The sequence below is a fragment of the Delftia sp. WSY_22 genome (assembly GCF_043104185.1).
Lineage (GTDB): Bacteria > Pseudomonadota > Gammaproteobacteria > Burkholderiales > Burkholderiaceae_C > Comamonas > Comamonas tsuruhatensis.
Genome location: NZ_JBICKN010000059.1, coordinates 134967 through 160753, shown reverse-complemented (window position 1 = coordinate 160753; position 25787 = coordinate 134967). Strand labels below are relative to the sequence as shown.

Below are 25787 nucleotides of genomic sequence, written 5' to 3'. Positions count from 1 at the left end.
GCAAGGCGTCCATGCCCGACTCCCCGTTCAGCAAGATCACACGCACCACACGCTGGCAGAACCGGGTACTGTTTGGAGCGCTTCCCCTGGCGATCTTCCTCATCGCCGTGCTGCTGTGGGGTTCGGAGAGGATCTTCGAGCAGGAGCAGGGGCGCCTGGCCTTGAACTTCTCCGCCATCGTCGGCTCGCTGCAGGAGCAGGAAATCTTCCTTCGGCGGCTCAAGGGCCGCAACGAGTCCTGGAAAGCGCTGCCGGACCAGAGGATAGCCACCATCGTCGACGTGCCCGCTCCTGCGCAGGCGGACTACCGCATGTTCCGTGGCCGCGAGGCCATCGGCGGCATTCCCTTTTCACTGCAATGCTCTGCGCGCGTGGCCTGCGACACGCTCCCGGACCGGCTTTTCTCGCTGGGCAGCTCCCTGGCCGCAGGCTATTCCTCCTTCTGGGCAGGCTCCTACTTCCCGGCAGCCGCTGCCTTCTTCACCAAGGAGGACGGGGCGATCAGCATCGGCGTGCCGGCCATCGACGTGCCCATCGGCAACGAGAGCGTCACGCAGGAAATGTTCGACAGCACGATTGCCGCCGTCAAGGCGCATCTGCGGGCCAGGGCCGCCGATGCCCGGCCGGGCGCAGGCTCCACGGCGCCGGCGCCGGCGCAGGAAATCGTCTGGTTCCGGTCGCCCCAGTTCCCGGAGAAGATGATCGGCATGGTCGCCGCCGGCTTTTCAAGCCATCTCGAAGCCGGCGACGAAGCCGCCACAAGCCCGATCTACGCCGCCATCCTTTTCAGCCGCCAGCGCATCAGCGCGATAGAAAGAACCATCCATACGCTGCCCAGGCATCTTTTCTGGCTGGAGCACCGGGATTTCGGCGTGCTCATGGGCACCGGCCCCGTCCCGCAGGTGGACGACACGGGGATGCAGTACACGCGCAATGGCCTGATCCTCAAGACCGAGGATGCCTCCGGCCGGTGGACCGGCTACTACCAGGTGGACTACGCCACCTTTTTCCAGGGCAGGCTGTTCGCCCCTTCTGCCGGCCTGGTGCTGGCCCTGCTGCTGAGCCTGCTGGCCGGCGTGGCCTATACCCGGTGGTTCAACCGCAAGGTGATTGCGCCCGCGCAGGAGGCGCAGCGGGTCATCGTCGAGAGCAATGAATTCAACAGGACGCTGATCGAAACCGCTCCCGTGGCCATCTGCCTTGTGGCCTACGGCAGCGGGAAAATCATCTTCAGCAACTCGCTGGTGCAGGAGTGGCTGCACTCGGCCGATGGCTACCTGCGTCCCGGCTCGCCGGAGAACAAGGCGGCGCTGGAGGAGATTGTCCATGCCCGGGCCGCAGGCACCATGGAGCGCCTGGTCACCGAGCAGGGCAGGACGCTTCATGTGGCCTATGCGCCCACGCGCTACCTCGGCCAGGATGTGACGCTGTGCATTTTTGCCGACGTCAGCGCGCGCGCGGAGATCGAGAGCAACCTGGAGCGGGCCAGAATCGCGGCGGACGAGGCCAACGAGGCCAAGTCCACCTTTCTGGCGACCATGAGCCACGAAATCCGCACGCCGCTGTATGGCGCGCTGGGCACGCTGGAGCTGCTGGGCATGACCGAGCTCACCCAGCTGCAGAGCAAATACGTGGACCGTATCGAAGCGTCCTCGTCCATCTTGCTGCAGATCATCAGCGACATCCTGGACACCAGCAAGATCGAGGCCGGCCAGCTGCAGCTGGAAAAGGCCCCGTTCAATCCCCGGGAGCTGGTGCAAAACTGCACCAGTTCCTACGCCGCCATGGCGCAGCAAAACGGCCTGCTGCTGTTTTCCTGCGTGGACGCGCAGGTGCCCGAGTCGGTGCTGGGCGACGCGGTGCGCATCCGCCAGATCCTGGGCAATCTCATCAGCAACGCCATCAAGTTCACGGAGGCCGGCCATGTGATCGTCCGCCTGCGCAGCATGCCGGGCACGGCCTCGCAGGCCCGGCTGGTGTTCGAGGTCTGCGACACGGGCGTGGGCATAGAGAAATCCCTGCATGGCGAGCTTTTCACGCCCTTTTATCTCGTCAAGAACAGCAGCCGCACCGCCCGTGGAGCGGGCCTGGGCCTGTCCATCTGCTGGAGCCTGGCCCGGATGATGTCCAGTTCCATCGAGGTCTGGAGCAAGCCCGGCCTGGGCAGCAGGTTCTGGTTCGAGCTGGGGCTGGAGACCGTCGCGCAGGAGCAGGGGCCGGAGCAGGAGCAGGCTCCCGCGCTGCAGGGCGCCCGGATCGCGGTGCGCACCCCCCACCCGGAACTGACGGACAACATCTGCGCCTGGCTGCGGCGCTGGGGCGGCCAGGCCCGCGCGGCGGCAGCCGCCCCGGTGGCGGCCCATGACGATGAGCTGCTGCTGGATGTCCTGCTGCCGGCGGACAGCCCCGCGCCGCAGTGGAAGGGGCGGCACCTGAACCTGTCCTCGCCGGACAACCGGGGCATCGACGGGCACAACGTCCTGAGCATCGGCCAGGGCATTGCGCAGGTGCTTGGCGGTGCGCAGCGCTCTGCCAGCGCCGGCACCGATCTGCCCCTGTTCGACCTGCGCGTGCTGGTCGCCGAGGACAATCCCGTCAACCAGGTGACGCTGCGCGGCCAGCTCGAGAGCCTGGGCTGCGAAGTCACGGTCGCCGACGACGGGGAGGAGGCGCTGGCGCTGTGGGACATCAGCCCGCACGACCTGGTGCTGACGGATGTGAACATGCCCTACCTCAACGGCTACGAACTCGCCGAGCGGCTGCGTTCGGAGGGGGTTGCCTGCCCCATCGTCGGCGTGACCGCCAATGCCATGCTGGACGAGGAAAACCGCTGCCTGAACGCCGGCATGAATGCCTGGCTGGTCAAGCCCATCCAGTTGCGCACGCTGGTCCGCACCCTGGAGAAGTTCGCGCCGAGAAAACGCCTGCGTCCGGCGCCTGCCCAGGCCGGCGCTGCGGCGGCGGACATTCCCCCGCCCCCGGCCCTGTCGGAGCCCAACGTTTTGCAGACGCACAGGCAGGTCTTCGTGCAGTGCATGAACGACGACATAGAAATGCTGGCCCGCGGCCTGCAGGAGCGCCGGCCCGACCTGGCCGCCCAGGCCCTGCACCGCATGCGCGGCGCCTTGCTGCTGGCCAGGATGCAGGAGCTTGCCGCCCGCACCCAGGAGCTGGAGGAGCGGCTCCTGAACGGCGCCCCGGAGCCCGGCCTGCAGGCCGCGCTGTCAGTCCTGCTGGACGACCTCCTGGCCGACCTTCGCGCCATGATGGCGCAATTGCCCCAGCCCTAACCCTTTGCTTGCGATCCCATGAAACTGAAACTGCGCATTGCTGTCGTGGACGACCACGCCGTGGTCCTGCTTGGCGTCAAGGACTTCCTGGAGCAGGACCCCAATCTCCAGGTCGTGGCCACGTTCGATACCCCGTCGTCCTTGATGGAATACGCCAGATCGAACCCCCTGGACGTGGTTCTGACCGACTACTCCATGCCGGGCGATGACCTCTACGGAGACGGCCTGCGCTACGTGGACTACCTGATACGCCATTTCCCGCACATCAAGGTGCTGGTGCTGACGACCGTCTCCAATCCCATGATCATCTCGGCCCTGTATGACGCGGGCGTCGCCGGCGTGCTGCTCAAGGAAGACCCGCTCAGCCAGATCATGGCGGCGCTGCAATGCGTGCGCCTCAACACGCGCTACTACTCGCCCTCGTTCCAGGCAGGCACGCCCAGGCAGGAGAGGACGGTTTTCCTGAGCGAACGCGCCAACAACCTCTCGCCGCGCGAATTCGAAGTCCTCAGGCATTTCGCCAAGGGGGAATCCATCACGGAAATCGCCGCACGCCTGAGGCGCAGCGTCAAGACCGTCAGCCTCCAGAAGAACTCCGCCATGCGCAAGCTGAACGTGGACAGCAACCAGGACCTGGCCGCCTTCTGCGCCGAGCACCATCTCTTCGACTGACCGGCCTGCGGGCTGCACCAGCCGGTCAACCTTCCAGCGCCTGGCCTTGCGCCTGGCTGCCGCCCTCGGCGTCCACCTCGCCCAGGCGATAGTGCGGTTCGGACGGCATCAGGCGAAACCCCAGAAGTGCCCCGCGCCGGCTTGTCTTCATCGCCAGGGGCGCCTGGCAATGCACGCAGCCATAGTTCACGAAATTGGCATCCTGCTCCAGCGAGTAAAAGCGGAACCTCAGTCCGGGGTGCGGCTTGGACAGGGATGTATTGCTCAGCAATTCGTAGCATGGGTCGCACAGTTTCTGGGTTGTTTTCGGCTGCATTTCTGGAAATAAAACGGATCGATATTCCGCTGTCCAGTCTTGCCAGAACCTGCGCAATCCAGGTTAAGACGATTCTTATCGTCGGCTGTCATATCCGTTGCAATGAATGCCGCCGCCGGCGGCAATCCGACAGTTTCCGCTGCTGTTGCAACACTTGGTTACTTCCTTGACCCATCTCAAATCCCCCAGGCGGCGGCGCCGATACGCTTCGGCCCATGAATCGCCACGGCTTGACTTGGGTCAGCCTGGCCTGGCACGCAGGCATTCCATGCCGATACCGCGTGCGCACACAACAGCGGCGCCCTACGCCGCACAGGAGATGCATCAATGCACATCGGCCAACGTTTCTGGCGCCGCCAAGGGCTGGGCACCAAACTGTCCATCACCAATTTCGTCTGGGTCGCCTCCATCCTGGGCCTGCTGGTCCTGGGCATTGCCTGGGATGTCAGCAAGTCCCTGCAGTCCAGGATGAACAGCGACATGCAGCAGGGCATACGGACGCTGTACAACTTCATCGAGTCCAACGACAAGGAGCTGCGCCAGCGCACCCAGTTCCTGGCCGACAGCCTGGCGCACAGCCTGCAGGGCACGCTCAGCCTGGACACCGGCGGCAGCGAGCCGGTGCTGAGCCTGGACGGCCAGCCGCTCAACGGCAACGATGCGCAGCTGCAGGCCTTCACGCGCAGCACCGGCGCCGTGGCCACCGTGTTCGCGGCCCAGGGGCAGGGCGACTTCGTGCGCATTGCCACCACCCTGAAGAACGACAAGGATGACAAGGGCGGGGCCGTGCTGGGCAGCCGACTGGACCGTGCCCATCCCGCCTACGCCGCCATCCAGGCCGGCCAAAGCTACATGGGCCTGGCCCACCTGTTCGGCCGCCAGTACATGACGCACTACCGCCCGCTCAAGGACGCGGCGGGCGCCACCGTGGGCATTGCCTTCGTGGGCCAGGACTTCTCGCAACTGCTGGAGCACTTCAAGGACTCCATCCGCGCGCTCAAGGTCGGCCAGACCGGCTACTACTTCGTGCTCAACGCCGAAGACGGGCCCCAGCGCGGCCAGCTGGTGGTGCATCCCGCCATGGAGGGCAAGAACATCAGCGAGTCCAGGGACGGCGACGGCCGCTTCTTCATCCGCGACATGCTGGACCGCAAGCAGGGCAGCATCGCCTATCCCTGGACCAACCCGGGCGAGGAGCAGCCCCGCGACAAGCTGGTCGTCTTCAGCCACTACGCGCCCTGGAACTGGGTCATCGCCACCAGCGCCTACGTGGACGAATTCGTCTCCGAGACCCGCAGCCTGATCCTGCAGTTCGCCCTCATGGGCCTGGGCGCCGTGCTGCTGCTGTCGGCCGCGTGGTTCTGGCTCATACGCCGCATGATCGTGCGCCCGCTCAAGCAGGCCAGCCACATGGCCTACGCCATTGCCGATGGCGACCTCACCTTGCGCGTGCACAGCGACCGCCATGACGAAATCGGCCACCTGCTGGAAGCCATGAACACCACCAGCACGGGCCTGACCCGCGTGGTCGGCAGCGTGAACGAACAGGCCCACAGCGTGGCCCTGGCCAGCGCGGAAATCGCCCAGGGCAACCAGGACCTGGCCGCCCGCACCGAAAGCGAAGCCAGTGCGCTGGAGCAGACCGCCGCCGCCATGGAGGAACTAGGCTCCACCGTGGCCCACAACGCGGACCACGCGCAATCGGCCGACCGCATCACGCGCGAGGCCCAGCGCGTCGTCACCGAAGGCGGGCAGGCCGTGCGCAAGGTCGTGCAGACCATGCAGGGCATAGACGCCAGCAGCAAGAAGATTGCAGACATCATCGGCGTCATTGACGGCATTGCCTTCCAGACCAATATCCTCGCCCTCAACGCCGCCGTGGAAGCGGCCCGGGCGGGCGAGCATGGCCGGGGCTTTGCCGTGGTGGCCGAGGAAGTGCGCGCCCTGGCAGGCCGCAGCGCCGAGGCCGCCAAGGAAATCAAGCAGCTCATCAGCCACAGCGTCGCTGAAATCCACACCGGCAACCAGGAGGCCGCGTTTGCCGGGGAAACCATGGAACAGGCCATGGAGGAAATCCGCAAGGTCACCCAGCTCATCTCGGACATCAGCCACGCCAGCGCCGAGCAAAACAGCGGCGTCGCCCAGGTGGCCGAGGCCATCACCCACATCGACCAGACCACGCAGAAGAACGCGGCCCTGGTCGAGGAAATGGCCGGCGCCGCCGCCGGCCTGCGCCACCAGTCCGATCAACTGGTGCGCGTGGTCTCGGTCTTCCGGTTGCAGGGCGGCAGCAATGCCCAGGCACAGGCGGCGCCCCGTGCACCGTCGCTGGCGCCCGGCGCGGCCAAGGCATCTGTGCCCCAAGCCGCCCCGCCTGCCGTTGCCAAGCCTGCCACCCCGGCCGCGTCGGCTGCCTCGGCAAAACCGGCTGCCGCCAAGCCCATCGCCATGGCCTCCACGGCCGATGACGACTGGGACAACTTCTAGGCGCCGCGCCCGCCTCAGTCGTGCCGCGCCATCAAGTCACGGCGGCGGCGCTCGTAGTAGTGCCGCTGGCACTCGGCCGCCTCCTGCCAGGCCTGCCTGTCTATGGCTTCCTGCACATGGTCGGGCAGCGGCCGGGGCGGCACAGCGGTGGCCAGCATGGCGTCCATGCCCTCCAGCGGCGCAAAGCCCAGGCAGGGCAGCTCGAACGGCAGCGCGGGCTCCTGCGCATTGGCCAGAATGGCCCCCAGCGCCCAACGTGCCATGCGGTCAAAGAACCCGTCAGGGTGCCCATGGTTCCAGTAGCGCGCCATCTCGGGCCCCGCAAACCGCATGGCGTCATAGGCATGCCTGGGGTTGTGGCGGGCCAGCTCCACCACCTCGCTGAACCAGATCTCTCCAATCCCGTAGTGCTCATGCCCGCTGTTCACGCGCGGCGGCACAAACCACTGAATGCGCTCCCCCTTCGCATTGCGCCGTGTGAAAGACAGGTCATCGCAGGTGCGGATGCGGCGCAAGACCTTGGGCGCAGGCCCCGGGATCAGGCTTTGGGGCGGGTGCTTGGCCTTGTACTTGGGTTTGCGGTCTTTGGCCGATGCATCCATGCTGGCCAGGACCTTGTCCTTCACCCAGCGCCTGAAGCGCTTGGCCTCAGGTGAGGGGCTGGCCTGGATCAGCGCCTGCAGGCCTTCTGCACTGATGGCCGCCACTGCTTCGCGCCTGGGCTTGCGGCCGGGTTCGCTGGAAAGGCGAACGGTGCAGCGCTGGTCCTCGTCGAGCTGGCCTGTAGCCACCCTGTGGCGGGAGATGCCCAGGGCGGTGCACACATCCTTGGCAAGGAGCCAGGTCACGCCATTCCTGGGGAATGTGCGGATCGGGGTGTGACCGAAGTGGAAGGTTTGGGGGGTGATGTCGTCTGCAGGGACAGCATGGGAGGGAGATCGCAAAGCCATGAATGGCCTCCTATGTCAACACGGTCATAGGGTTGCCCGTCTGTCTTTGCCGCAATGGCTTTATGCAGCGGCGGGCAGCCCGGCCATAAACAAGACTTGCCCTGGATTGCAGGGCAAGACAAAGCGTATGGACGAAACGCCACTGACTTTCGGGAGTGACTTCCGCTTATGAAGGTGTGTTGAGCACCGGGGGGGATCGTAGCAGGTGGGGGCGTGCGGGAGCTGTCCAACTCGTCTACGCAGGTGTAGCGGATGGATGATGCAGGGGCGTGTTGATTGGAGGGCTCTGCAGTGATTTGCGAGAGCTACATCAGGTGGTTTGGTTGCTTTGCAGATCAGTTGCTCAGGACCTGTGGGTCAGCAGACGGCCAGGAGCGGTCCTCACAGACATCCCGGTAGATGACGGCTTCAGGCTGTGAACAGTCGGTCGCTTCTCTGAAGTTGAGCTACCGCTGCTCGGAAGAGCGGACGCCCGAGGTCCACCGCAGGTCTCCCCCCAACTCAAGCCCTGACACACCGAGCGTGGTCACTGATGAGCATCTACCACTGGACCAAGAGTCTAGGGCTATGCCGCTGTTGCGTGATCAACCCAAGATCGAATCGACCGTCCGCCAACTCGGCATCGAAATCGACGCCGCCCTTGAGTTCTCCGAGCAAGCTGAAATTTGAGGAGCGGTGAAAGAGAGGTGCCGGTGATTGGGGCTTGAGAGGCAAGCACGCCGCTACAGATCCCCCCAGTCCTCCGCGTCAAACGACTGCTCTGCCGCGAATATGCGGTGCAGCTCGACACGGCCCAGCACCTCAGCGTGGCGATTCGCAAATGCCAGCTTCTCTGGAGAGTCGAAGCCTCGCCTGATGGCCGCAGACAACCCATTGATCACCGACAGGGATTCATCTTCTGCAGTCGGCTCGATATCAAGCTCGACCACCATCCTGGCGACAACCCCCGCGATGAATGAAAGGCCCCGTACGATGAAGCTTGAGGTGAGATCGCGCGCCCGGGGCAACAACAACAGGGTTGCCATGCCGGAGTCCGGATCCCCCTTCAATATCCGCTCAATCTCATTCAGAGGCTCGCCACTCACCCATGCGATCACGGCCGGCTCGAGTGCGCGCAGCGTCGAGGCCCCAAGCGTATCCGTTGCGGCCCTTCCGGCCGCGCTGAGCGCCGCTTTCCTGACATCAAGAAGAAGATGCTCTCGCGCTCTCCCGTCTTCCCCCAGCCAGAGGAAGATGAAGTGGATCCATCCCACCACGGAATCAGGCCACGCCTCCCGGGCATCGAGAAGTCTCTGGCGCAGGCGCTCCAGTACATCCAGAGGCAACCCGGTCTTCGAAGCAAGCCGCAGTACAACGCCCTCCCATTCGTCCTCCACCGCCTCCTGAAGCTCCGTCCACAGTCCCAGCGTCTTTGTCAGATAGGCATCTTCCTGTTGTCGCTGACGCGCCATGAAGGCACCGAAAGACCGGGCCATCAGCTTGTCCATCTGAGCGGAGTCGGCATCCGATGGCGCCAGGGTGGCGAGCCGGTTGATCGTGTAGCGCACGTACTTGGCATCCGTGTCGCCGCAGGCGATCAGATCCAGGATCTTTTCCAGCGGATCGGTGATCGTGACGCAGCGGTCATCTTCGGGGAGCACCGACTTCAGTTTGGCCTCCAGCTGGCGTTTATCGAAACGACTGCTGCCGAATTTGACGAGCGGTTCGGGGACAAGAAGGACGATTCCGTTGGCCAAGTGTCCGGCTCTTCCTGCACGCGCCGCAGCGTTGAGCAGCTCGTGGGCCTCGAGGCCCTCTCTCCCCTTGCCCTGGTCAGCCGCCCGTTTGTCGCCTGCAAGGATGGCCATCTGAGCGGGCAGGTTAAGCCCCTGGGCCAACGTCGGGGTGGCAACGATGGTCATCGCACCGCCCGCACGCTTGAACAACTGCTCAGAAAGCATCCGCTCGACGCGCAGCATCGCCGCATTGTGAGGAACCGCCGCGAGGCCGCCTTGGCCGAACACCGAGTGCTTCACATCGCCGAGCTCTGCCTCAATGGTGGACCACAGGGCCTGTTCCTGATCATTTAGGGTCACTGAGCGATTCAGGCCGTCGCAGATCTTCTTTGCGGTGGTCACCGAAACAAGCTTTGTGTTGACGAAGACGATCGACTTTGCACCGCCCCGGGCGGCGGAGACTGCCAGCTGCGCAGCCGTCTCATTGGCATTGGGCAGCGCCGTCACTCGTGAGCGCGCGTATCTACCGGACAGTGGGAACGCCGTGTCCGAAAGAGCAGTCAGAGCGCGGGCGTCCGGCACGTCGGCCCAGTTATGTCGTAAACCCCAGACGGCATATGGCTTGGCGACCAGTGCCTTTTTAGCATCCGTTCGCAGGCTTGCGGCAACCTTGTCCCGCTCCGCATCCAGCTGGCGCTGGGTCGACAGAGCCTCCTTTTCGGCCGCGGCGATATCGCTATCCTGATACACCACCACACCGCGTGCCTGCCGGCTGGGCTTCCAGAGCAGTTCCACAACGGCGCAGTCGCGGCCCGTAAGGTCGGCAATCCAGTCGCCGAACTCCTCCGCGTTCTTCAGCATCGCCGACAGGAACAGCAGATCGGCATCGGGAACCTGCTCACAGAATGCCAGGAGGCACAGCATCCCATCCAGGGCGCGGCCGATCCTGTCGCTTTTCGGGCTCAGCAGATGGCACTCGTCGAAGACCAGCAGACCGACGTCGCTGAACGACTCGGGCAGGTACGACAGCATGGCCAGACACCCCTCGGGCGTCATGACTTCGATATCCTGTAGCGAATTGCCCTCGACGAGCAGGGAGTCGAACTCTGCGGATACCTTCATGCCGAATCGGTCAGAAGGAAAAAGACCTTGCAGATCGCTAGTAACCTGCTCCGCCAGGGCGTGGGTCGGGACCAAGAACACGACCTTTTTGCCGCTAGCAAGCGTACTTGCGATCTTCAGCGTCGACACCGTTGTCTTGCCGGCGCCGGTCGGCAGGACGAGGACCGAGTTCATGCCGACCTGTTGAAAACCTCTGCCGATGGCCTCGCGATGGTTATGCCAAATATAGGGGTTGTCCTCGGCCCGGAATCGCAGCCAGCCCTTCCAGAAGTCCTCGTCCGAGCCCTTCGGTGGCGGCAACTTTGTCAGGCAGACTTCATCCAGCCCATCGCTCGCTGCAAGCAGGAGCGAGGCCAGGTGAGCAGGCCCCGGATAGGAGGTGCGAAGAACACCAGCCAGCCCCTCCCATTCATCCGAGTTGCCTGACAACGTCAGCACCTGCTGGAACCTGATCCTTGCCTGCCGGCGATGGCTGACGTCCCCCGATGGCGGCTCAGAAAGCACATCGAGTGCAAGGAACTCAATCCCGTCGGCCAGCGTGGACGCAAGCCGGCGAAACGCCTGTTCTTCGATGTTCAGTTCCTGAGACGAGTCTGCATCTGCCTGCGACCGTCGGCTCGCGATGGTCTGGACCCTTCCACGCACGAGATCCCGAATGTGTGCGGCCAGGCGCCGGATCTCCACGCTGCCGGTCCCAACGTCGATCAGGCCTCCGGCCTCATAGGCGTCGGCATACTGCTCGGCGATGAAGAACAGCAGCGCGGACGCTATGGATGGCGCGAGTTGCTCGCGGCTGAGCGCCACGACCGCACTCGGCTGAGCCAACTCCGTTTCGCGTGCCAGTATCTGCTGCGCCGTCCCGGAGACGAACGCGGCTGGCCGCCGAGTGTCGGCATCCGCGCTGACCGAGGCAATGATCTCGTAGACGTCGGCTATGCGCTCCAGCGGCCACTGCGAGTCGCTGCGCTCTTCCTCCTGGGAGTTTCGCAGGCGCCGGGCAACGAGTTGCGCATAGTGACGCGTCAGCAACTCCGGCAGTTCCCCCGGATCCAGCCCAGGGACGGCGGGTGCAGCCTCCAGCAGCTGCGCGCTGTTCGCGTCAAACACGTTTTTTCACCTTGCCAGTCTTGATTTCCGCGATGACGGAGTTTGCAAGCTTCTCGAACCAGTCACGCAGGTCGCTCTGCACCACAAAAGTCGCACCGATCCGCTGAGCCTGTTTGATGCCGGCCAGATCCTTGTAATCTGCGAACAGCTCTGCGCGGCCCGATGCGGTGGCCATCGGCGGGCTGACGGTCAGGGCAGCGCGGTAATGACGGCAGCCCAGATCCATGACCCTGGCAGCAGCTTGCGTCGCCGCGGTCGCGTCTGCAAAGTTCGTCTTGATGATGTCCACCGCAGTTGCGAGCAGTTCTCGGCTTCGTTTGCTTCCCGTATGGTGTTCAGTGAAGGTGGGCATGACCTGCGACTTGAACAGTTTGCGCGGCGTGCCAGTGCATTTCTCCTCGCAGATCGTCACGGCCCTGATCCTCTGCCGCTTGGGCTCAAGCTCGATGACCAGCCCATCAAGCCCCTGCGATGTGGCGCTAATGTGAGGATCCTTCAGGAAGGTTCGGTCATTCGCACCCTGCCGGGTTGCGATCCAGGCAATGCACTCGAAGAGAAATCCATCGCGATGCGCAACTGCTGCCATCTCCTGCGCCGCCGTTAGTCCGCTCTTGATCTTGAGTTGAGCGCATGCGGCATTGTTGAAGGCGGCCACAGAAACTGCAGGAGCATTTGGTTCGAGCTCTTTCAGGATCCGCGCCGCATGTGCGGCCTGCCCGACCGCCAGCACGCCGATGAGCCTGGCGAGTTCTTGAGGATCACTTACCTCCCAGCTCAGACCCGAAACATCGTTGTCTACTTTGACAGGAATCGAATTTATCAATGTTCACTCCAACGAACCATAGAGGCCGCCAATATCCTGCATTTGTAGGCGTCGGCGGGCGAAGGCCTAGACCCTTAACTTCGAGCCAGACATACCAGCGCTGGATCCAGAAGTCGGGAAGGTAGCGCCTGCCATCGAGATCGAAACCCTCAAGTTCATAGCTCCACGGAATCAAAAAGGTGTCGAGAAAGACTGCCCATCGCGCCTCCATCCTCAATCGGAATCGGCATCCTTGGTATTCGGCCTCGATTGCTCGCATTGTTTCAATTTTGCATATTTTTGTTACTCAGGTTAAGCAAATTCGCCGATGCGCCGGATTTCTGAGACGCTCAACAGATGTGTGCAGCCACCGCGGCGGCGGTGAAGTATGTGGTCGCCATAGCGAATTCGCCAGCGCCAACCCCACCAGCTATTCAGGGCGTAGGCCGAAAGATCGGCGAAGAAGCGGGGCCGATTACCCAACGTCCGCTTGATGCCTGTCAGCGTGAAGTCGCCTAACTGCGTCTAGAGACCGCAACCGCTGCAAAGCCGACACCTGACGGCAAAGGTCGAACGCCTGCAGCGGGTAGTGGATTCAACCAGCCAACCCAACACATTCGTCAAACCTCACCCAGCTTGAGTCGGTTTACAGGGCCCGAACTGGAATGCAGATGTCGCAGCAGAACTCGCCGGTTTCGGCATCCATTGCGGTGGCCGCAGAAAACATCTCAAAGCAAGGCCGGTCGTCACATTGCATGCCGCTGGACGGCATCCATTCGCGCGTCAGCCACATCCAGGCATTGGCCAAGACCTCGGGTTTTCCCTTGAACCTTGCCACGGCGTAACGGCCGCCTGGCAGGGTTTGGGTGTCCACCTGGCCGCTGGCGACAAAATGTGCGGGGACTTCCACGCAGGCGTCATAGCGGCATTTGCTGGCGGGTGTGAGAGAGGGGTCGTCATAGCCTATGCCGTAGCACATTTGATCGCTGAGGCCATTGGAATGCATCCACGGCGCAATGGTGCCTCGCCAGAATTGGCCTATGGCTGGCCCATAAGGGCCGATCAAGCGTTGATAGGCGACATGTGCTTTGGGTAGATCAATGATGCGTACGTCCATGGCGATTTCTTCCTTCAGGTGACAAGAGCCCTGAGGTTCGCCGAACGCGCGCAGGTCTTCCTGATGGAGATTGCCGAAGACCTGATCAGGATTGCTCTCCTGTCTGCCTGGCGGCTGTCCGATGGCGGCCGCCTGGGTTTTCAGCCGCTCAAGCGTGGTGGAGCGCCAGGCCGATGGCGTGCAGCCAAACTTGAGCTTGAAGGCGCGCGCAAATGCTTCGCCCGATTGGAAGCCGGTGGCCAAGGCGGTTTCAAGCACGGTTTCCTTGCTGCCGCAGGACAGCCGGAATGCCGCTTTCTCGAGCCGTCGGCGCTGCGCATAGCTGCCCAGCGTTTCTCCCATCCATGCCGCGAAAATTCGGTGAAAGTGGAAGCGCGAGAAATTGGCGATGTCGGCCAGATGCGCGCCATCCAGAGGCTGATCCAGGTGGGCATCGATGTAGTTGAGCACGCGATTGATCCGTCGCGCGTACTCGGCGCGGGATGCCTGCTCGGAAGGCTTGTTCGTCATGGTCGTTGTTCTTCAAATCACCGTGCATGCGGCGATGGGGCTTGCCTGTCAGCAGGGGGGCGGATGGAGACAACCAGCCGGCGCAGCTCTCGTCAGGCCGGCGCCTTGCCTTTCACCCACAACCCAAACTCCTTCATCACTTCCACCACGGGCTTGAGCCGCTCCCCATCGGGCGTCAGCTCGTACTCCACCTTGATCGGCGCCGTGGGGTAGACCGTGCGCTTGACCAGGCCCGCTTCCTCCAGCGCGCGAAGGTCCAGGGTGAGGGAGCGTTGGGAAATGCCGGGCATGTCGCGGCGCAGGTCGTTGAAGCGCCGGGGGCCGTCGATGAGGTAGGAGGCGATGAGCAGCCTCCAACGGCCGCCCAGCAGGCGCATGGCTTCTTCCACGGAGCAGCCGGAGATGTTGGATTTCATAGCACATTCATCATAGGCAGGCGGTAGGTATATTTTTTTAACCTATGGGCAGTTTTATTGCCTTCTTCCAGATTGTTCCCTGGTGCATGACATTGGCCAGGGGCTGTGCCTGAACGCGCAGCCCCTTGTTCCATCACCAGAGAAATTCCATGAAGCTGTATTACCTGCCGGGCGCCTGTTCGCTGGCGCCGCACATTGTCCTCAACGAGCTGGGGCTTGATTTCCAACTGGTCCGGGTGGACCACAAGACCCACCAGACGGAAGACGGCAGGGACTTCCGTGCGCTCAGCCCGTTCGGCTATGTCCCCCTGCTGGAATTGAACGACGGCAGCCTGCTGCGGGAAGGGCCCCCCGTCCTGCAGTACCTGGCGGACCTGCGGCCTGCATCGCTTCTGGCGCCAGCCCATGGCAGCCTGGAGCGCTATCGGCTGCTGGAGTGGCTGGCCTTTCTGAATTCGGAGATCCACAAGGGCTTCATCCCGCTGCTGTATGCGGTGGCGGCGGGAAAGTACGGCGTGGAGACGGCCAAGCCCAAGCTGGAGCAGCGGTATGCCTGGGTGAACGCGCAACTGGCCGGCAAGCGCTACCTGATGGGCGATGGCTTCACCGTGGCCGATGCCTATCTGTTCGCGCTTACGCAGTGGGGGCAGGCGCCGTGGCTGGAGTCGGTCTACAAGACGAGCATTCGCTTCGATGGCCTGGAGCATCTTGCCGGCTGGTATGGGCGGATGCGGGAGCGGCCTGCCGTGCGCCAGTCGCTGCAGGCGGAAGGTTTGCGATAGGGCCGGTGGCCGCCACGCATGCGGCCACCACGCACTTTGCTGCGTCATGGCAAGCAGCCCGCGCCTTGCGGTCTTGAGGGTGCCCAATGCAAATTGTCTGACGGGAAGTGACGTGGTGTGGACGTGACGGATCACGCCAAGGTTTCAAGGCTCACGGCCACGATGACGGGGGCAGGATCGGTGTTCACGAGGCGCAAGGCCTGGTTTGGCTGTCCGTCTCCGCGTGCGCGCTGAACCGTCACACCCATGGCCTGCACGGTGTCAGCCTCATCCAGCGTCTGGCGCAGCGAGGCGGGGATCGGCGCTGCGGCAGTGAAGTCGAAGCGGGGTTTCAACGCGACGTAGAAAGTTGACACACGGCACGCCATCAGGCCGCCAGGCCCGAAGAATACGCCTGCATCCGGCACCAGGCCGCGACCCAGCGCCACCATCGAGGCGTCGTACCAGCTGCCGGGGTAGATCGGCACTTGGTCCCAGCATTCAGAGGTGATCGTGACCGTCTCCAGCGAAGCGGCGGGTAGCGCAAGGACGCGGCCGGAAGCGTCCAGGGCCTGCAGGGAAGCCGGAGCCTGCGGCCCTGCGCCGGATGTGTCGTTGAGATTCAAGCGCAAGGTGCCGGGGTTTGCGATCGTGCCGACAGCCACTGCTGCGCTCCACTCCGACGAACTCTTGGGCAGTGTCCAGATCGGTTTCCACTGGAGGTAGCCGGTCTCGTACACCTTGGTCCATCCCACCGGAGTGGGCGAGTATGCAGGTTCGCCTGGAGGCGTTGCCATCTTCTGCATGGCGCCTGCAAGCATCGACTGATAGGGAAATTTGCAGGCTTCGAGTACCTGCAGAAAGGTCTTGTATCCCTGCGAAAAGCTGCGCCCCGACGCTTGGTACAGCGCGCCATTGGCAGCGGACTGGGGCACCGTATCTGCAAAGAGGAACTGCGCGTCGGCCATGGTGCCGGTCACTGGATCCGGCCAGTTCCACGCGGTCACCGGCATCAGCATCTGCCCCCGCACCAGCGGCGCCGAAATGGATGCCGAGCGCTTGAACACCATGCCGGTTTTCGGCCCGCTCGATACGCTTGGGGCCCTTGGGGGCGGAGGCACCAGATCAGCCAGGCCGCCGAGGAACTGATGGATCACGTTCATGAACGCTGTCTCCGGTGGACGGGGGTGGGCGGGGTGGGCAGGACCGGCCGCGGCGTCCCGCCCACCCGCTGGTCTTCAGGTCAGTGGATGCCCGGGAAGTCGACGATCACGCCGATGATTTGCGGGTTCACCGAGGTGCTGCTGCCCTTGAAGGTATTGGCCTGTGCGGTGCTCTTGGTGTACTCGGACTGGTGACCGCCCGTGCCACCGAAGGTGAAGGGCCCGATGCGCACACCCGCGCTGGCCTCGAAGGCCTGCTTGTTCTGCTGATAGGTGTTGGCGCTCATCGTGATCTCGAACGAAGGCTTGTAGACGACCAGCAGCTCGGACACCCGTGCCGCGACGATGCCGTTCGGGCCGAACAGGGAGCTCGATCCCGGGCCGCCGTTGGCCACCCACGGGGCGACGATGGTGTAGCCCTGGCCGCCCGGCCCCTGCTGGGCCTTGGCCAGTTCGCTCATGAAGCCGCCCGGGTACCAGTCGCCCGGATTCACCTTCACGCGCGTGGAGGACTCGCAGCTGATCTTCACTGCCGAGCTCGAGTCCTGGTTGAACAGGTCGGACTTGCTCCAGCCGCCCGATGCGTTGACGCTCCAGAAGAAGTTGCCAACGCTGGTCGAGCCCTTGGCAAACGAGGACTTGAAGTCGCTGCTCGATTGCGAAGATTTCATCGCGATCGAGAACGCGCCTGCGCTGCCATTGCTGAGCGCTGCGCGCCAGTCCGCGCCCGTCGTGTCGATGTGGAAGTCCGGCTGCCAGCGCAGGATGCCCGAGCCATCCGGCACCTTGGTCCAGCCTGCCGGTGCGTTGTTTGAGGCAGGGTCGCCCGACGGAATCTGCATCATGTCGATGGCGCGCTGCAGATCGCTGGGCATGCTGGCCCGCTCCAGCTCCATCTTCATCTTCACCGCCTGGTTGTAGGCGTTGGTGGCCGCCTGGATGGCGGCAACGTAGGCAGCAGCCTCCGGCGCGTTGTTGAGCCAGGTGTTGATGTCAGGGTAGCGGGCTGCGAATATCAAGCCGCCGTTCTGCTTTGAACTCAGGTAGAACTGGTTCATGTCGCTGTTGGCCTTGGCCATCGCATTGCTTTTCTGGACGCACAGGTTGGCCAGCTCCGCCTGATTGGCCTGCTGCTCGGGGCTGACCTTGAATGTCACGTGACCAAAGATCTGACGAACGGCGTCGAAGAGCGTCGCATCGAGGCTGCCGTACTGGCCGATCGCGGACCACTGCGGCATGCCGCTGACGATCTGATAGGCGGCCGGGTCCCATTGCCCGGTCGGAGCCGTGCCCCAGCTGAAGTCCTTGGGGGTGCCAAGCAACTGGAAATTCGGGGTGCCGAGATTATCGACAAGGGCGTTGTACAACTGGCTGAACATGGCTTGATCTGACATGGCGTGCAATTCCTGAAATTGAATGGATAGGGAGCGACATGAGGTTTGAAGTCATGAACGCTTTTCTTTGCCAATGAGAATGATTGCCCGGTATTGGGCCTAAGGCATGGGGTGCTTGGGAGAAATCGCAGGGGGTGACCGCGAAGAATGATTCATGGCGGGATACTCCTTTGAGTTGCGTGCAAGGATCCGACACGTGGGTGCCGGGAAGATGCCTCGACGGATGCGGACCGTAGAGGCGGAAAAAATAAAAGGCGAAGAGACTAAAAGGAGAAGAGATATGAGCCTCTGCAGTTGTTCAAGGCTCGCGCGGATATTCCATGTCAACCGCGCAAACCTCAAATGCAATGGTGCCTGCTGCAGCCGCCATAAGGAGATTGCTCACCCTCCGGTTGATCCAAAGTCGCGAAAGTCAATGTCCGAGATTTGTTGTGCTCATCATGCCCAATTGCACCAGGAGGGTGGAATACTTCCAATGTCGTATTCGGTGGGTACGGACAGGCGATGCACGCTGGCCTGGATATCAGGTGTCGCCGCCATTGCGAGTTGCCGTTGGCGCGAATGTCTGCAACTGGGCCGTGCTTGTCAGGCCCAGTTTGCGCAGAATGTTTTCGCGATGCTTGCGCACGGTCAAGTCGCTGAGGTAAAGCGAACGTGCGATTTCCTTGCTGGTGTGTCCCGCCAGCACGTGCGCCAACACCTCCTGCTCGCGAGGAGACAGAGGGAGCGGTGAGCGGGCAGCGCTCAACCAGCCTTGCCGCCTGGCATGCGTGACGAGTTCTAAGGCATTGCGCAGGCCCAGCCGTGTACACATATTGCTGCGGTGCTTGCGTACCGTGTGTTCGCTGATGCCCAGCGTGTGCGCAATATCCTTGCAACCAAGGCCTTTGGCCATCGCTTCGAGTACATCGATTTCACGCGCAGTGAGTGAAGACGCGATGACTTCATCTGCTGTTGGATGCTCAGCATCGAGATGGCATTCGCTATTTGCCAAAGCTATTTCCGATATGTCCATGGTATGTCTCCCATTTTTTATGTGCCGATGCCATAGGGCCATTCCATGCCGAAGCCTCGGCGAGACTGCTTTGCACAGTGCCGTTTGAAAGATTGAATAACTCGCTAAAGCGCCTGTTTACCGACTGAATAAACTGGCGTCATGCCATTCGTGTAGAAATTGTGCGGTAAAGGATCAGCCGAAGAAGCCTGAACATTGGACGATTGAAAATCGCGCGCATTCAGCCTGCGGCAGCCTTTTGTATCCAAGGCGGGAGATTAGTAAACCATTATCAAGATGGTGTGGTGCGTTGAGGGAGTATCAAAGTCGTTTGAGAATCTGTTATCGCCATTTCACCGTTGGAATGGACATCTTAGTGGAAATCTCTGGCGAAATCATTACATCTGGCTACAAAAGTTCGACACCAAGGTTTTTGCAGCAGATTGTGGGAAAGCCAATGGTCTTCTGTGGGTCGCGCTTGCGTGATCAGGATTTTCTGGCATTGCCCATCCGAGTCCAGGATGCGGGCTGTTGCGCAGGTCTTGAGACATGCGGGTAAGCAATTGCTGCCATGGCGGATCGAGAAGCGGCTGGGTGCCTGCGATGTGCTTCAAGGGAAGCCCCTCTTTTGCCGAAAGCGTTCCCGGGTCATGACGAAGGGCGTGAGCACCACGACCGTCGCCAGTCCCAACGACCTGGATAGACGCCAGTTCAGGGGGCAGGGCGGGCGCCCTCGTCAGGCCCGCCCTCCAGCACGCGCAGCAGCAGGGACAGCCGCTGGTCCAGCGCGGCCAGTTCGGCAACGGGCATGGGCGCCAGCATGGCGCGCTCGTTGTCCAGGTGCGCTTCCACGGCGCGGTCTATCAGTTCCAGCCCCTGGTCGGTGAGCTGCACCAGCATGCTGCGCGCGTCCTGCGGGTTGGGCAAACGCTGCACCAGGCCGCGCGTCTCCAGGCTTTTCATGCGATGGGTCATGGTGCCCGAGGTGACCATGAGCGTGGAAAACAGGGCCGTGGGCGTGAGGCAGAAGGGCGCGCCCGAGCGGCGCAGCGTGGCCAGCACGTCGAATTCCCACATGGTCATGCCGAAGCGCGCAAAGCACTCTTCCAGCCGCTGCTCCAGCAGGGCGGCGCAGCGCTTGATGCGGCCTATGGGGCCCATGGGGCTGGGGTCCAGGTCCGGGCGTTCGCGGCGCCATTGGGCCAGGATGGTGTCGACATGGTCGGGCAGGCGTTGGGAGGGGGGGTGGGAGGGGGGGTGGGTCATTTGTCTTGATTTTAAGATAAATCGTGCATAATGGGTTTGTCTTGAATTGAAGATAAATCCATGTCCTCCTCCTCATCGTCCTGTGCCTCCACGGCTCCTGCTGCAGCCAGCGCTGCCATGTCATGGCGCGACATCCTGCTGACCGCGCTGGCGCCCGCCATCTGGGGCTCCACCTACATCGTCACTTCCGAACTGCTGCCGCCGGACCGGCCGTTCACGGCCGCGCTGATCCGCGTGCTGCCGGCCGGGTTGCTGCTGGTGCTGTTCACGCGGCGGCTGCCAGCGGGTTCGGGCTGGTGGCGGCTGGCGGTGCTGGGCGCGCTGAACATCGGCGTGTTCCAGGCGCTGCTGTTCGTGGCGGCCTACCGTCTGCCGGGCGGGCTGGCAGCCGTGCTGGGCGCCGTGCAGCCGCTGCTGGTGATGGCCCTGGCCTGGGGGGTGGACGGGCGCTCCCCCGCTCGGCTGACGCTGTGGGCCGCCGTGGCGGGCATTGCGGGCATGGCAGTGCTGCTGCTGTCGCCGCAGACGGTGTTCGAGCCCGTGGGCATGGCGGCGGCGCTGGCCGGCGCGGTGTGCATGGCGGCCGGCACGTGGCTGACGCGGCGCTGGCGCGTGGACTTGCCGGTGCTGGCGCTGACGGGCTGGCAACTGCTGTTTGGCGGGCTGATGCTGCTGCCGCTGGCCTGGTGGGCGGATGCGCCGCTGCCCGCGCTGTCTCTCACCCAGCTGGGCGCCTATGCCTACCTGTGTCTTGCCGGCGCGCTGCTGGCCTATGTGCTGTGGTTTCGCGGCATCGGGCGCCTGCCTTCGGTGGCCGTGTCGTCATTGGGCTTGTTGAGCCCGCTCACGGCCGTGGTCCTGGGCTGGGCGCTGCTGTCGCAGTCCATGACGGGCATGTCCTTCCTGGGCCTGCTGGTGGTGCTGGCCAGCGTGCTGGTGGTGCAGTGGTCTGCTTCGCGCGGCGCCTGAGTTTCTGGCATCGGGGTCCTCTTTTTGCCCACCGAGCGTTTCACATGACTTCTTCCGAACTTTCCTCCATGCCCATCGGGCAGGCCATCGCTTCACGCATTTCCGCAGACCGTTTCGAGCCGGGCCGCCCGCTGGCCGATGAGACGCTGGCCGCGCTGGTGGCCCAGGCCTCGCTGTCCCCGTCGGCCTACAACCTGCAGAACTGGCGCTTCATTGCCGTGCGCACACCCGAGGCCAAGGCGCGGCTGAAGGCCGCCGCCTATGGGCAGCAGAAGGTGGAGGACGCCTCTGCCGTCTTCATCGTCTGCGGCACGCTGGCCGCCCATGCGCGGCTGGCGGAGTTCTTGCAGCCCAGCGTGGACAGCGGCGTGATGAGCCAGCGCACGGCCGATGGCTGGGTGGCGCAGGCCCATGCCGCGCATGCGGACAACCTGCAGTTGCAGCGCGACGAGGCCGTGCGCTCGGCCTCGCTGGCGGCCATGACGCTGATGCTGTCCTCCCAGGGCCTGGGGCTGGCCAGCTGCCCCATGGTGGGGTTCGACGCCCAGGCGCTGGCGGCGGGCTTTGGCCTGCAGGCCCACGAACTGCCCGTGATGCTGGTCGCCGTGGGCCACGCGGCAGGCACGCCACGCCCGCAGAAGGCGCGCAGGCCGCTGGCCGACATCCTGGCCTACGCCTGAGCGTGGGATGGGTTGGCCGGGCGCGGGCTCAGCTGGCAGGCTGCAGCTGCATGCCCAGGCGCGAGAACAGGATCTGCCGGCCGTCGCCCTGCAGGCGCTGTATCACCATGCCACCATCGCGATGCAGGTAGATGCGCAGGGCGCTGCCGTTGCCGGGATCGTGGTCCAGGTAGCAGGGGTCCTTGTCCAGGTCCTTCCAGCCATGGGGTTCGACCAGCCGGCGGCCGGCGATGCGACGCAGCTCGGACTCGGGCGCCGCGAAATAGGTGTGGGTCTGCAGCCACAGCGTGCGCAGCTGTTCGAAGGCCTGGTCGCGAGAAGAACAGGCGGGCGCAGCCTCCAGCAGGGACAGCAGCATGTCCAGAAGCTGATCGAATGAATACTGCATGCCGCGCCCCTTTCAGCGATCGACGGTGCGCACCGCGCATCCTCGATCAGCGTAACCGGATATGGCGCGAATGTGAACAAAGCATGACCGTGGTGGTTTGTCGCTATTGCCAGTCCGTACCGACAGTGATTGGCGCGGCTGTTGCATGGGGGGCATGTGAGGGATGTGGGGCAAGGGCCTGGATGGCCGGACAATGGCCGGCAGATCCGGCGTGATGCCTGTCTTTTGCGCCTGCCCCGCTGTTGCCGCCATCTTCCTGTTTCCCTTCACTTGTGCTGCCCATGGAACGCTTCACCATCTCCATCGACGACGACCTGGCCCGTGATTTCGACGGCTGGATCGCCGCGCGCGGCTACGACAACCGCTCCGAAGCCATACGCGACGTGCTGCGTGCCCACCTGGCCCAGGTGCGCGAGCGCGAGGACGCCGACGGCCTGTGCGTGGCCAACCTGTCCTATGTCTACAACCACCACGAGCGCGATCTGTCCGAGCGCCTGGCCAGCCTGCAGCACGACCACCATGAGCTGCACATGGCCACCACGCACGTGCACCTGGACCACGAGCAATGCATTGAAACCGTCATGCTGCGCGGCCCGGCCAGCGCCGTGCGGCGCTTTGCCGACACCATCACGGCCGAGCGCGGCGTGCACCACGGCCAGCTCAACGTGGTGATGGTGCGCAGGGCAGAGCCTGGCGGGCACGATCACGCGCACCACCATCCGCATTCGCACGACGATTGAGCCAGCCCGGGGCTGGGCGCCTTGCGCAGGCCCTGTCATGCAGGTCGGTATGAAGTTTGCTTTTTTCTTCATACAACTCCTGGAAACGCATGACACATCCCCTGAATTCCCCTTCCCGGCGCCTTGCCGTGCACCAGATTGCAGCAGCTGCCCTGCTGGGCCTGGGTTGCATTCCCCATGTCGGTGCACAGCAGGCGGGCGACGCCACGGCCAGCCTGCAGGCTGTCGAGGTCAAGGGCCAGACCGCACGCGGCGCCTCGGCCGCCTACACCACCAGCGTGATCGAGGCCGAGGACATCGCCAACGCCCATGTCAGCCATCCGCAGGAGCTGCTGCGCCAGGTGCCGGGCATGAATGTGCAGAACTACCAGCTGTCCGGCGTGGGTGACGCCATCGTCATGCGCGGCTTCGGCGGGGGCGGGCACGGCGGCGACGTGGGCGTGGTGCTGGACGGCATTCCACTGAACGAGGCCATGTCGCATGCCGACGGCTATGTGGACCTGGGCGTCATCGTGCCGCTGGAGATGGAGCGCATCAGCATCTACAAGGGGCCGGTGTCGGCGCTGTACGGCAACTTCAACCGCGCAGGGCTGATGGCGATAGAGACGCGCAAGCAGGGCGACTACACCCCCTACCGCGAGGCCGACGTGAGCCTGGCCTCGCACGGCACGCTGGACGCTCAGGCGGCGCTGGGGCTGAAGCCGGGCGATGGCGAGTTCCTGAACCTGGCGGCCCAGCACTACCGCACGGACGGTTTCCGCGCGCAGTCGCAAATGCAGCGCAGCACGGCATCCCTGCGCTGGAGCAAGCGGCTCTCGTCGCAGCTGGAGGTGGCGCTGTCGGCACGGCTGCACCACGGCGAGGGCGACTCGCCTTCGTACCTGACGGCGGGGCAGTTCGCACGCGATCCGCATGGCATCGATCCGCGCGCCATGAACGATGGCACGCGCAAGAACTTCGCCACGCTGCGCGCCGATGTGCAGTACGCGCTCTCGCCACGGCTGACCTGGCTGGGCTATGCCTACACCACGCAGCAAAGCTTCACGCGCTGGTTCAGCCGGCCCATCGACGCACTGCAGTGGCGCCAGCGCGAGGAAAGCTATGACCGCGCCGTCTACGGCGCAGGCACCAGCCTCAATGGCCGCCATGCCACGGCGCTGACCCCGATCAACTGGGTGGCGGGTCTGGAGGCCGTGCGCGAGTCCACCGACTACCAGTTCTACGACGGCCTGCAGTGGCGCGAGCGCACCGGCGCTGCCCTGGATGACCGCAATTCCAGGCTCAACACCCTCTCGGCCTTTGCCGAGGTGGATGCGCCCGTTCACCGCCTGCTGCAGCTTTCCGCCGGCCTGCGCTGGGATCGCTTCACGGGCGGCTGCCGTCCCAACGGCCCTGAGGCGGGCAGCGACCCCTGCGGCCCGCTGGCGCGCACCTCGCATGCCAGCCCCAAGCTGGGCCTGCGCTCGCAGGTGGCGCCGGGTGTGCTGCTGCGCGCCAGCTGGTCCGAAGGATTTGCGCTGGCCAGCGATTTCGCCAAGTACGCGCTGGGCGCCGCGCAGCTCGATCCCAACATCTTCCGCCAGACTGAAGTGGGCGCGCAGATCAAGCCCATGCCGGGCCTGGTGCTGGATGTGGCCGCCTATAGGCTGCAGTCCTCGGGCGAGATCCGCAGCGTGGCACCCGGCGTCTATGAGAACTTCGGCGCAACGCGCCGCACGGGCGTGGAGGCCAGCGCGCTGTGGGCCGTGCGCAAGAACCTGGACTTGCAAGTGGCCTGGGGCAGCGCCCATTCGCGCGTGACCGAGAACGGCAACCCGGCCCTGGTCGGCAACCAGGTGGCCGGCGTGCCCCGGCAGACGGCCACCGTGGGCCTGGCCTGGCGCCCGCTGGCGCAGTGGGAAGGCTCGCTCACCTGGCGCCGCGTGGGCCGCTATGCCGTCACCGCCGACAACAGCGTCTTCTATGGCGGCTACGCCACCTGGGACCTGGGCCTGAGCTGGCGCCTGCCTTCGGCGCGCAGCCGCATCTACGCCGTGGTATCCAACCTGGGGGACAAGGCCTATGCCACGTCGGCCTCGGTCATCCGCGGTGTGCCGCTGTTCGCGCCCGGCGCGCCGCGCACGCTCAAGGTCGGCGTGCAGACGCAGTTTTGAGGAAACCCCAAATGAGAAACAGGTACATGACAGCCCGCCATCCCTTCGCCGCCGCAGCGTTCGCTGCGCTGCTGGCCTGCGCACCGCTGGCCCAGGCCCACAACGTCTGGCTGGAGCCCGACGCCGACGGCGCCTACACCGTGCAATTCGGCGGCCATGAGGGCAAGCTGGAGAACTTTGCGGCCGGCAAGCTCAAGAGTGTTGAGGCCTACGACACGCGCGGCCGCCGCATCGACGTGGCCGTGCAGCCCGTGCCCGGCGGCGCCCGCGCCACGCCGGCGCGCAAGGCCGCGCTGCTGGCCGCGCATTTCGACAACGGATTTTTCAGCCGCGTGGGCGAGGGGCCGATGATTGAAAAGCCCATGACCGAGAACCCCGGTGCCACCAGCGGCGTGCATGCGCTCAAGTTCCACAAGACCATCCTCGAATGGGGCCCGGTCACCCGCGAGAAGCTGGGCCAGACCCTGGAGATCATCGCCAAGACCCGCCGCTCCCCCCACGCGGGCGAGCCCCAGCAATTCCAGGTGCTGCTGGGCGGCCAGCCCCGGGCCGGCGTGCGCGTGTCGCTGGGAGAAAGCGGTCCGCCACTGGCAACCGATGCCGACGGCCTGGTGACCGTCACACCGCGTGCCGGCATGAACCAGCTGCTGGCCATCGTGCGCCTGCCCGTGGCAGGCGATGCGCGCACCACCAGCCTCAGCTACGAGTACCTGCTGGGGTTCTCGGCGCATTGAAAGGGGCTGGCGGCCAGGCCCGGCGTGGCCCGGCCTGGCGC

General features: G+C 64.2%; 20 protein-coding genes. 9 read left to right on the top strand and 11 right to left on the bottom strand.

Annotation, left to right across the window (positions count from 1 at the left end; all coding sequences use genetic code 11):
- Positions 1–11 precede the first annotated feature (11 nt).
- Both ACF8NF_RS26440 and ACF8NF_RS26435 read left to right on the top strand, forming a co-directional pair.
- Complete coding sequence (locus ACF8NF_RS26440; protein WP_392451577.1) at positions 12–3290, top strand: response regulator; 3279 nt, start codon at positions 12–14, stop codon at positions 3288–3290.
- Between the two features lie 18 nt (positions 3291–3308).
- Positions 3309–3962: a response regulator transcription factor gene (locus ACF8NF_RS26435; protein ID WP_016448158.1), complete on the top strand. Its 654-nt coding sequence runs from the start codon at positions 3309–3311 to the stop codon at positions 3960–3962.
- Positions 3963–3987: 25 nt separating this feature from the next.
- Here ACF8NF_RS26435 and ACF8NF_RS26430 read toward each other — a convergent pair whose 3' ends face one another.
- Positions 3988–4233 (bottom strand): hypothetical protein, encoded by a 246-nt coding sequence (locus ACF8NF_RS26430; RefSeq protein ID WP_223275363.1) that lies wholly within the window; start codon positions 4231–4233, stop codon positions 3988–3990.
- 372 nt (positions 4234–4605) lie between these two features.
- Here ACF8NF_RS26430 and ACF8NF_RS26425 point away from each other — a divergent pair, with 372 nt between their 5' ends.
- Entirely contained in the window at positions 4606–6765 is a 2160-nt protein-coding gene (locus ACF8NF_RS26425; RefSeq protein WP_392451576.1) for a methyl-accepting chemotaxis protein, read from the top strand.
- A gap of 14 nt (positions 6766–6779) precedes the next feature.
- Here ACF8NF_RS26425 and ACF8NF_RS26420 read toward each other — a convergent pair whose 3' ends face one another.
- From ACF8NF_RS26420 to ACF8NF_RS26400, 5 genes are all read right to left on the bottom strand, one after another.
- Positions 6780–7613: a Bro-N domain-containing protein gene (locus ACF8NF_RS26420; RefSeq protein ID WP_392451575.1), complete on the bottom strand. Its 834-nt coding sequence runs from the start codon at positions 7611–7613 to the stop codon at positions 6780–6782.
- 824 nt (positions 7614–8437) lie between these two features.
- Positions 8438–11659 carry a DEAD/DEAH box helicase gene (locus ACF8NF_RS26415; protein ID WP_392451574.1) on the bottom strand — a complete coding sequence of 1074 codons (3222 nt, stop codon included), beginning with the start codon at positions 11657–11659 and terminating at the stop codon, positions 8438–8440.
- Entirely contained in the window at positions 11652–12482 is an 831-nt protein-coding gene (locus ACF8NF_RS26410) for a hypothetical protein (RefSeq protein ID WP_392451573.1), read from the bottom strand. The genes ACF8NF_RS26415 and ACF8NF_RS26410 overlap by 8 nt, the downstream gene beginning before the upstream one ends.
- A gap of 625 nt (positions 12483–13107) precedes the next feature.
- On the bottom strand, positions 13108–14088 hold the full coding sequence (locus ACF8NF_RS26405) for a GyrI-like domain-containing protein (RefSeq protein WP_392451572.1): 981 nt from the start codon (positions 14086–14088) through the stop codon (positions 13108–13110).
- A 92-nt stretch (positions 14089–14180) separates the two neighbouring features.
- Positions 14181–14504, bottom strand: a complete 324-nt coding sequence (locus tag ACF8NF_RS26400; RefSeq protein WP_012204939.1) for a helix-turn-helix domain-containing protein — start codon at positions 14502–14504, stop codon at positions 14181–14183.
- 149 nt (positions 14505–14653) lie between these two features.
- Between ACF8NF_RS26400 and gstA the strand changes: the two genes are divergently transcribed.
- A complete protein-coding gene (gstA, locus tag ACF8NF_RS26395) occupies positions 14654–15286 on the top strand; it encodes a glutathione transferase GstA (RefSeq protein WP_252651587.1) in 633 nt (210 codons plus the stop codon).
- Positions 15287–15417: 131 nt separating this feature from the next.
- Here the strand turns inward: gstA and ACF8NF_RS26390 are convergent, their stop codons facing one another.
- From ACF8NF_RS26390 to ACF8NF_RS26375, 4 genes are all read right to left on the bottom strand, one after another.
- Entirely contained in the window at positions 15418–16428 is a 1011-nt protein-coding gene (locus tag ACF8NF_RS26390; protein ID WP_026062936.1) for a hypothetical protein, read from the bottom strand.
- Positions 16429–16508: 80 nt separating this feature from the next.
- Entirely contained in the window at positions 16509–17822 is a 1314-nt protein-coding gene (locus ACF8NF_RS26385) for a hypothetical protein (RefSeq protein WP_046240757.1), read from the bottom strand.
- Positions 17823–18345: 523 nt separating this feature from the next.
- A complete protein-coding gene (locus tag ACF8NF_RS26380; RefSeq protein ID WP_252651586.1) occupies positions 18346–18837 on the bottom strand; it encodes a response regulator transcription factor in 492 nt (163 codons plus the stop codon).
- Between the two features lie 690 nt (positions 18838–19527).
- Positions 19528–20082, bottom strand: a complete 555-nt coding sequence (locus ACF8NF_RS26375; RefSeq protein WP_252651584.1) for a MarR family winged helix-turn-helix transcriptional regulator — start codon at positions 20080–20082, stop codon at positions 19528–19530.
- A gap of 117 nt (positions 20083–20199) precedes the next feature.
- Between ACF8NF_RS26375 and ACF8NF_RS26370 the strand changes: the two genes are divergently transcribed.
- Entirely contained in the window at positions 20200–21051 is an 852-nt protein-coding gene (locus ACF8NF_RS26370) for an EamA family transporter (RefSeq protein WP_061287620.1), read from the top strand.
- 44 nt (positions 21052–21095) lie between these two features.
- Entirely contained in the window at positions 21096–21731 is a 636-nt protein-coding gene (locus ACF8NF_RS26365) for a nitroreductase family protein (protein WP_061287619.1), read from the top strand.
- A gap of 28 nt (positions 21732–21759) precedes the next feature.
- Here the strand turns inward: ACF8NF_RS26365 and ACF8NF_RS26360 are convergent, their stop codons facing one another.
- A complete protein-coding gene (locus ACF8NF_RS26360; RefSeq protein ID WP_016448140.1) occupies positions 21760–22119 on the bottom strand; it encodes a hypothetical protein in 360 nt (119 codons plus the stop codon).
- A 281-nt stretch (positions 22120–22400) separates the two neighbouring features.
- On the opposite strand from ACF8NF_RS26360, the gene nikR reads away from it, so the two are divergent.
- The 3 genes from nikR (at position 22401) to ACF8NF_RS26345 (ending at position 25746) form a co-directional block, all read left to right on the top strand.
- Positions 22401–22859 (top strand): nickel-responsive transcriptional regulator NikR, encoded by a 459-nt coding sequence (gene nikR, locus ACF8NF_RS26355; RefSeq protein ID WP_016448139.1) that lies wholly within the window; start codon positions 22401–22403, stop codon positions 22857–22859.
- Between the two features lie 89 nt (positions 22860–22948).
- The gene (locus ACF8NF_RS26350) at positions 22949–25012 is read left to right on the top strand and encodes a TonB-dependent receptor (protein ID WP_392451571.1); all 2064 of its coding nucleotides are present in this window, start codon (positions 22949–22951) and stop codon (positions 25010–25012) included.
- A gap of 26 nt (positions 25013–25038) precedes the next feature.
- Positions 25039–25746 carry a DUF4198 domain-containing protein gene (locus ACF8NF_RS26345; protein ID WP_312840642.1) on the top strand — a complete coding sequence of 236 codons (708 nt, stop codon included), beginning with the start codon at positions 25039–25041 and terminating at the stop codon, positions 25744–25746.
- The last annotated feature ends 41 nt before the right edge of the window (positions 25747–25787 follow it).

Coding starts and splice junctions, on each gene's coding strand:
- ACF8NF_RS26380 (WP_252651586.1), bottom strand. CDS start 18,837: ATGGACATATCGGAAATAGCTTTGGCAAATAGCGAATGCCATCTCGAT.
- gstA (WP_252651587.1), top strand. CDS start 14,654: ATGAAGCTGTATTACCTGCCGGGCGCCTGTTCGCTGGCGCCGCACATT.
- nikR (WP_016448139.1), top strand. CDS start 22,401: ATGGAACGCTTCACCATCTCCATCGACGACGACCTGGCCCGTGATTTC.
- ACF8NF_RS26370 (WP_061287620.1), top strand. CDS start 20,200: ATGTCATGGCGCGACATCCTGCTGACCGCGCTGGCGCCCGCCATCTGG.
- ACF8NF_RS26385 (WP_046240757.1), bottom strand. CDS start 17,822: ATGTCAGATCAAGCCATGTTCAGCCAGTTGTACAACGCCCTTGTCGAT.
- ACF8NF_RS26435 (WP_016448158.1), top strand. CDS start 3,309: ATGAAACTGAAACTGCGCATTGCTGTCGTGGACGACCACGCCGTGGTC.
- ACF8NF_RS26425 (WP_392451576.1), top strand. CDS start 4,606: ATGCACATCGGCCAACGTTTCTGGCGCCGCCAAGGGCTGGGCACCAAA.
- ACF8NF_RS26350 (WP_392451571.1), top strand. CDS start 22,949: ATGACACATCCCCTGAATTCCCCTTCCCGGCGCCTTGCCGTGCACCAG.
- ACF8NF_RS26400 (WP_012204939.1), bottom strand. CDS start 14,504: ATGAAATCCAACATCTCCGGCTGCTCCGTGGAAGAAGCCATGCGCCTG.
- ACF8NF_RS26375 (WP_252651584.1), bottom strand. CDS start 20,082: ATGACCCACCCCCCCTCCCACCCCCCCTCCCAACGCCTGCCCGACCAT.
- ACF8NF_RS26365 (WP_061287619.1), top strand. CDS start 21,096: ATGACTTCTTCCGAACTTTCCTCCATGCCCATCGGGCAGGCCATCGCT.
- ACF8NF_RS26360 (WP_016448140.1), bottom strand. CDS start 22,119: ATGCAGTATTCATTCGATCAGCTTCTGGACATGCTGCTGTCCCTGCTG.
- ACF8NF_RS26405 (WP_392451572.1), bottom strand. CDS start 14,088: ATGACGAACAAGCCTTCCGAGCAGGCATCCCGCGCCGAGTACGCGCGA.
- ACF8NF_RS26440 (WP_392451577.1), top strand. CDS start 12: ATGCCCGACTCCCCGTTCAGCAAGATCACACGCACCACACGCTGGCAG.
- ACF8NF_RS26345 (WP_312840642.1), top strand. CDS start 25,039: ATGACAGCCCGCCATCCCTTCGCCGCCGCAGCGTTCGCTGCGCTGCTG.
- ACF8NF_RS26390 (WP_026062936.1), bottom strand. CDS start 16,428: ATGAACGTGATCCATCAGTTCCTCGGCGGCCTGGCTGATCTGGTGCCT.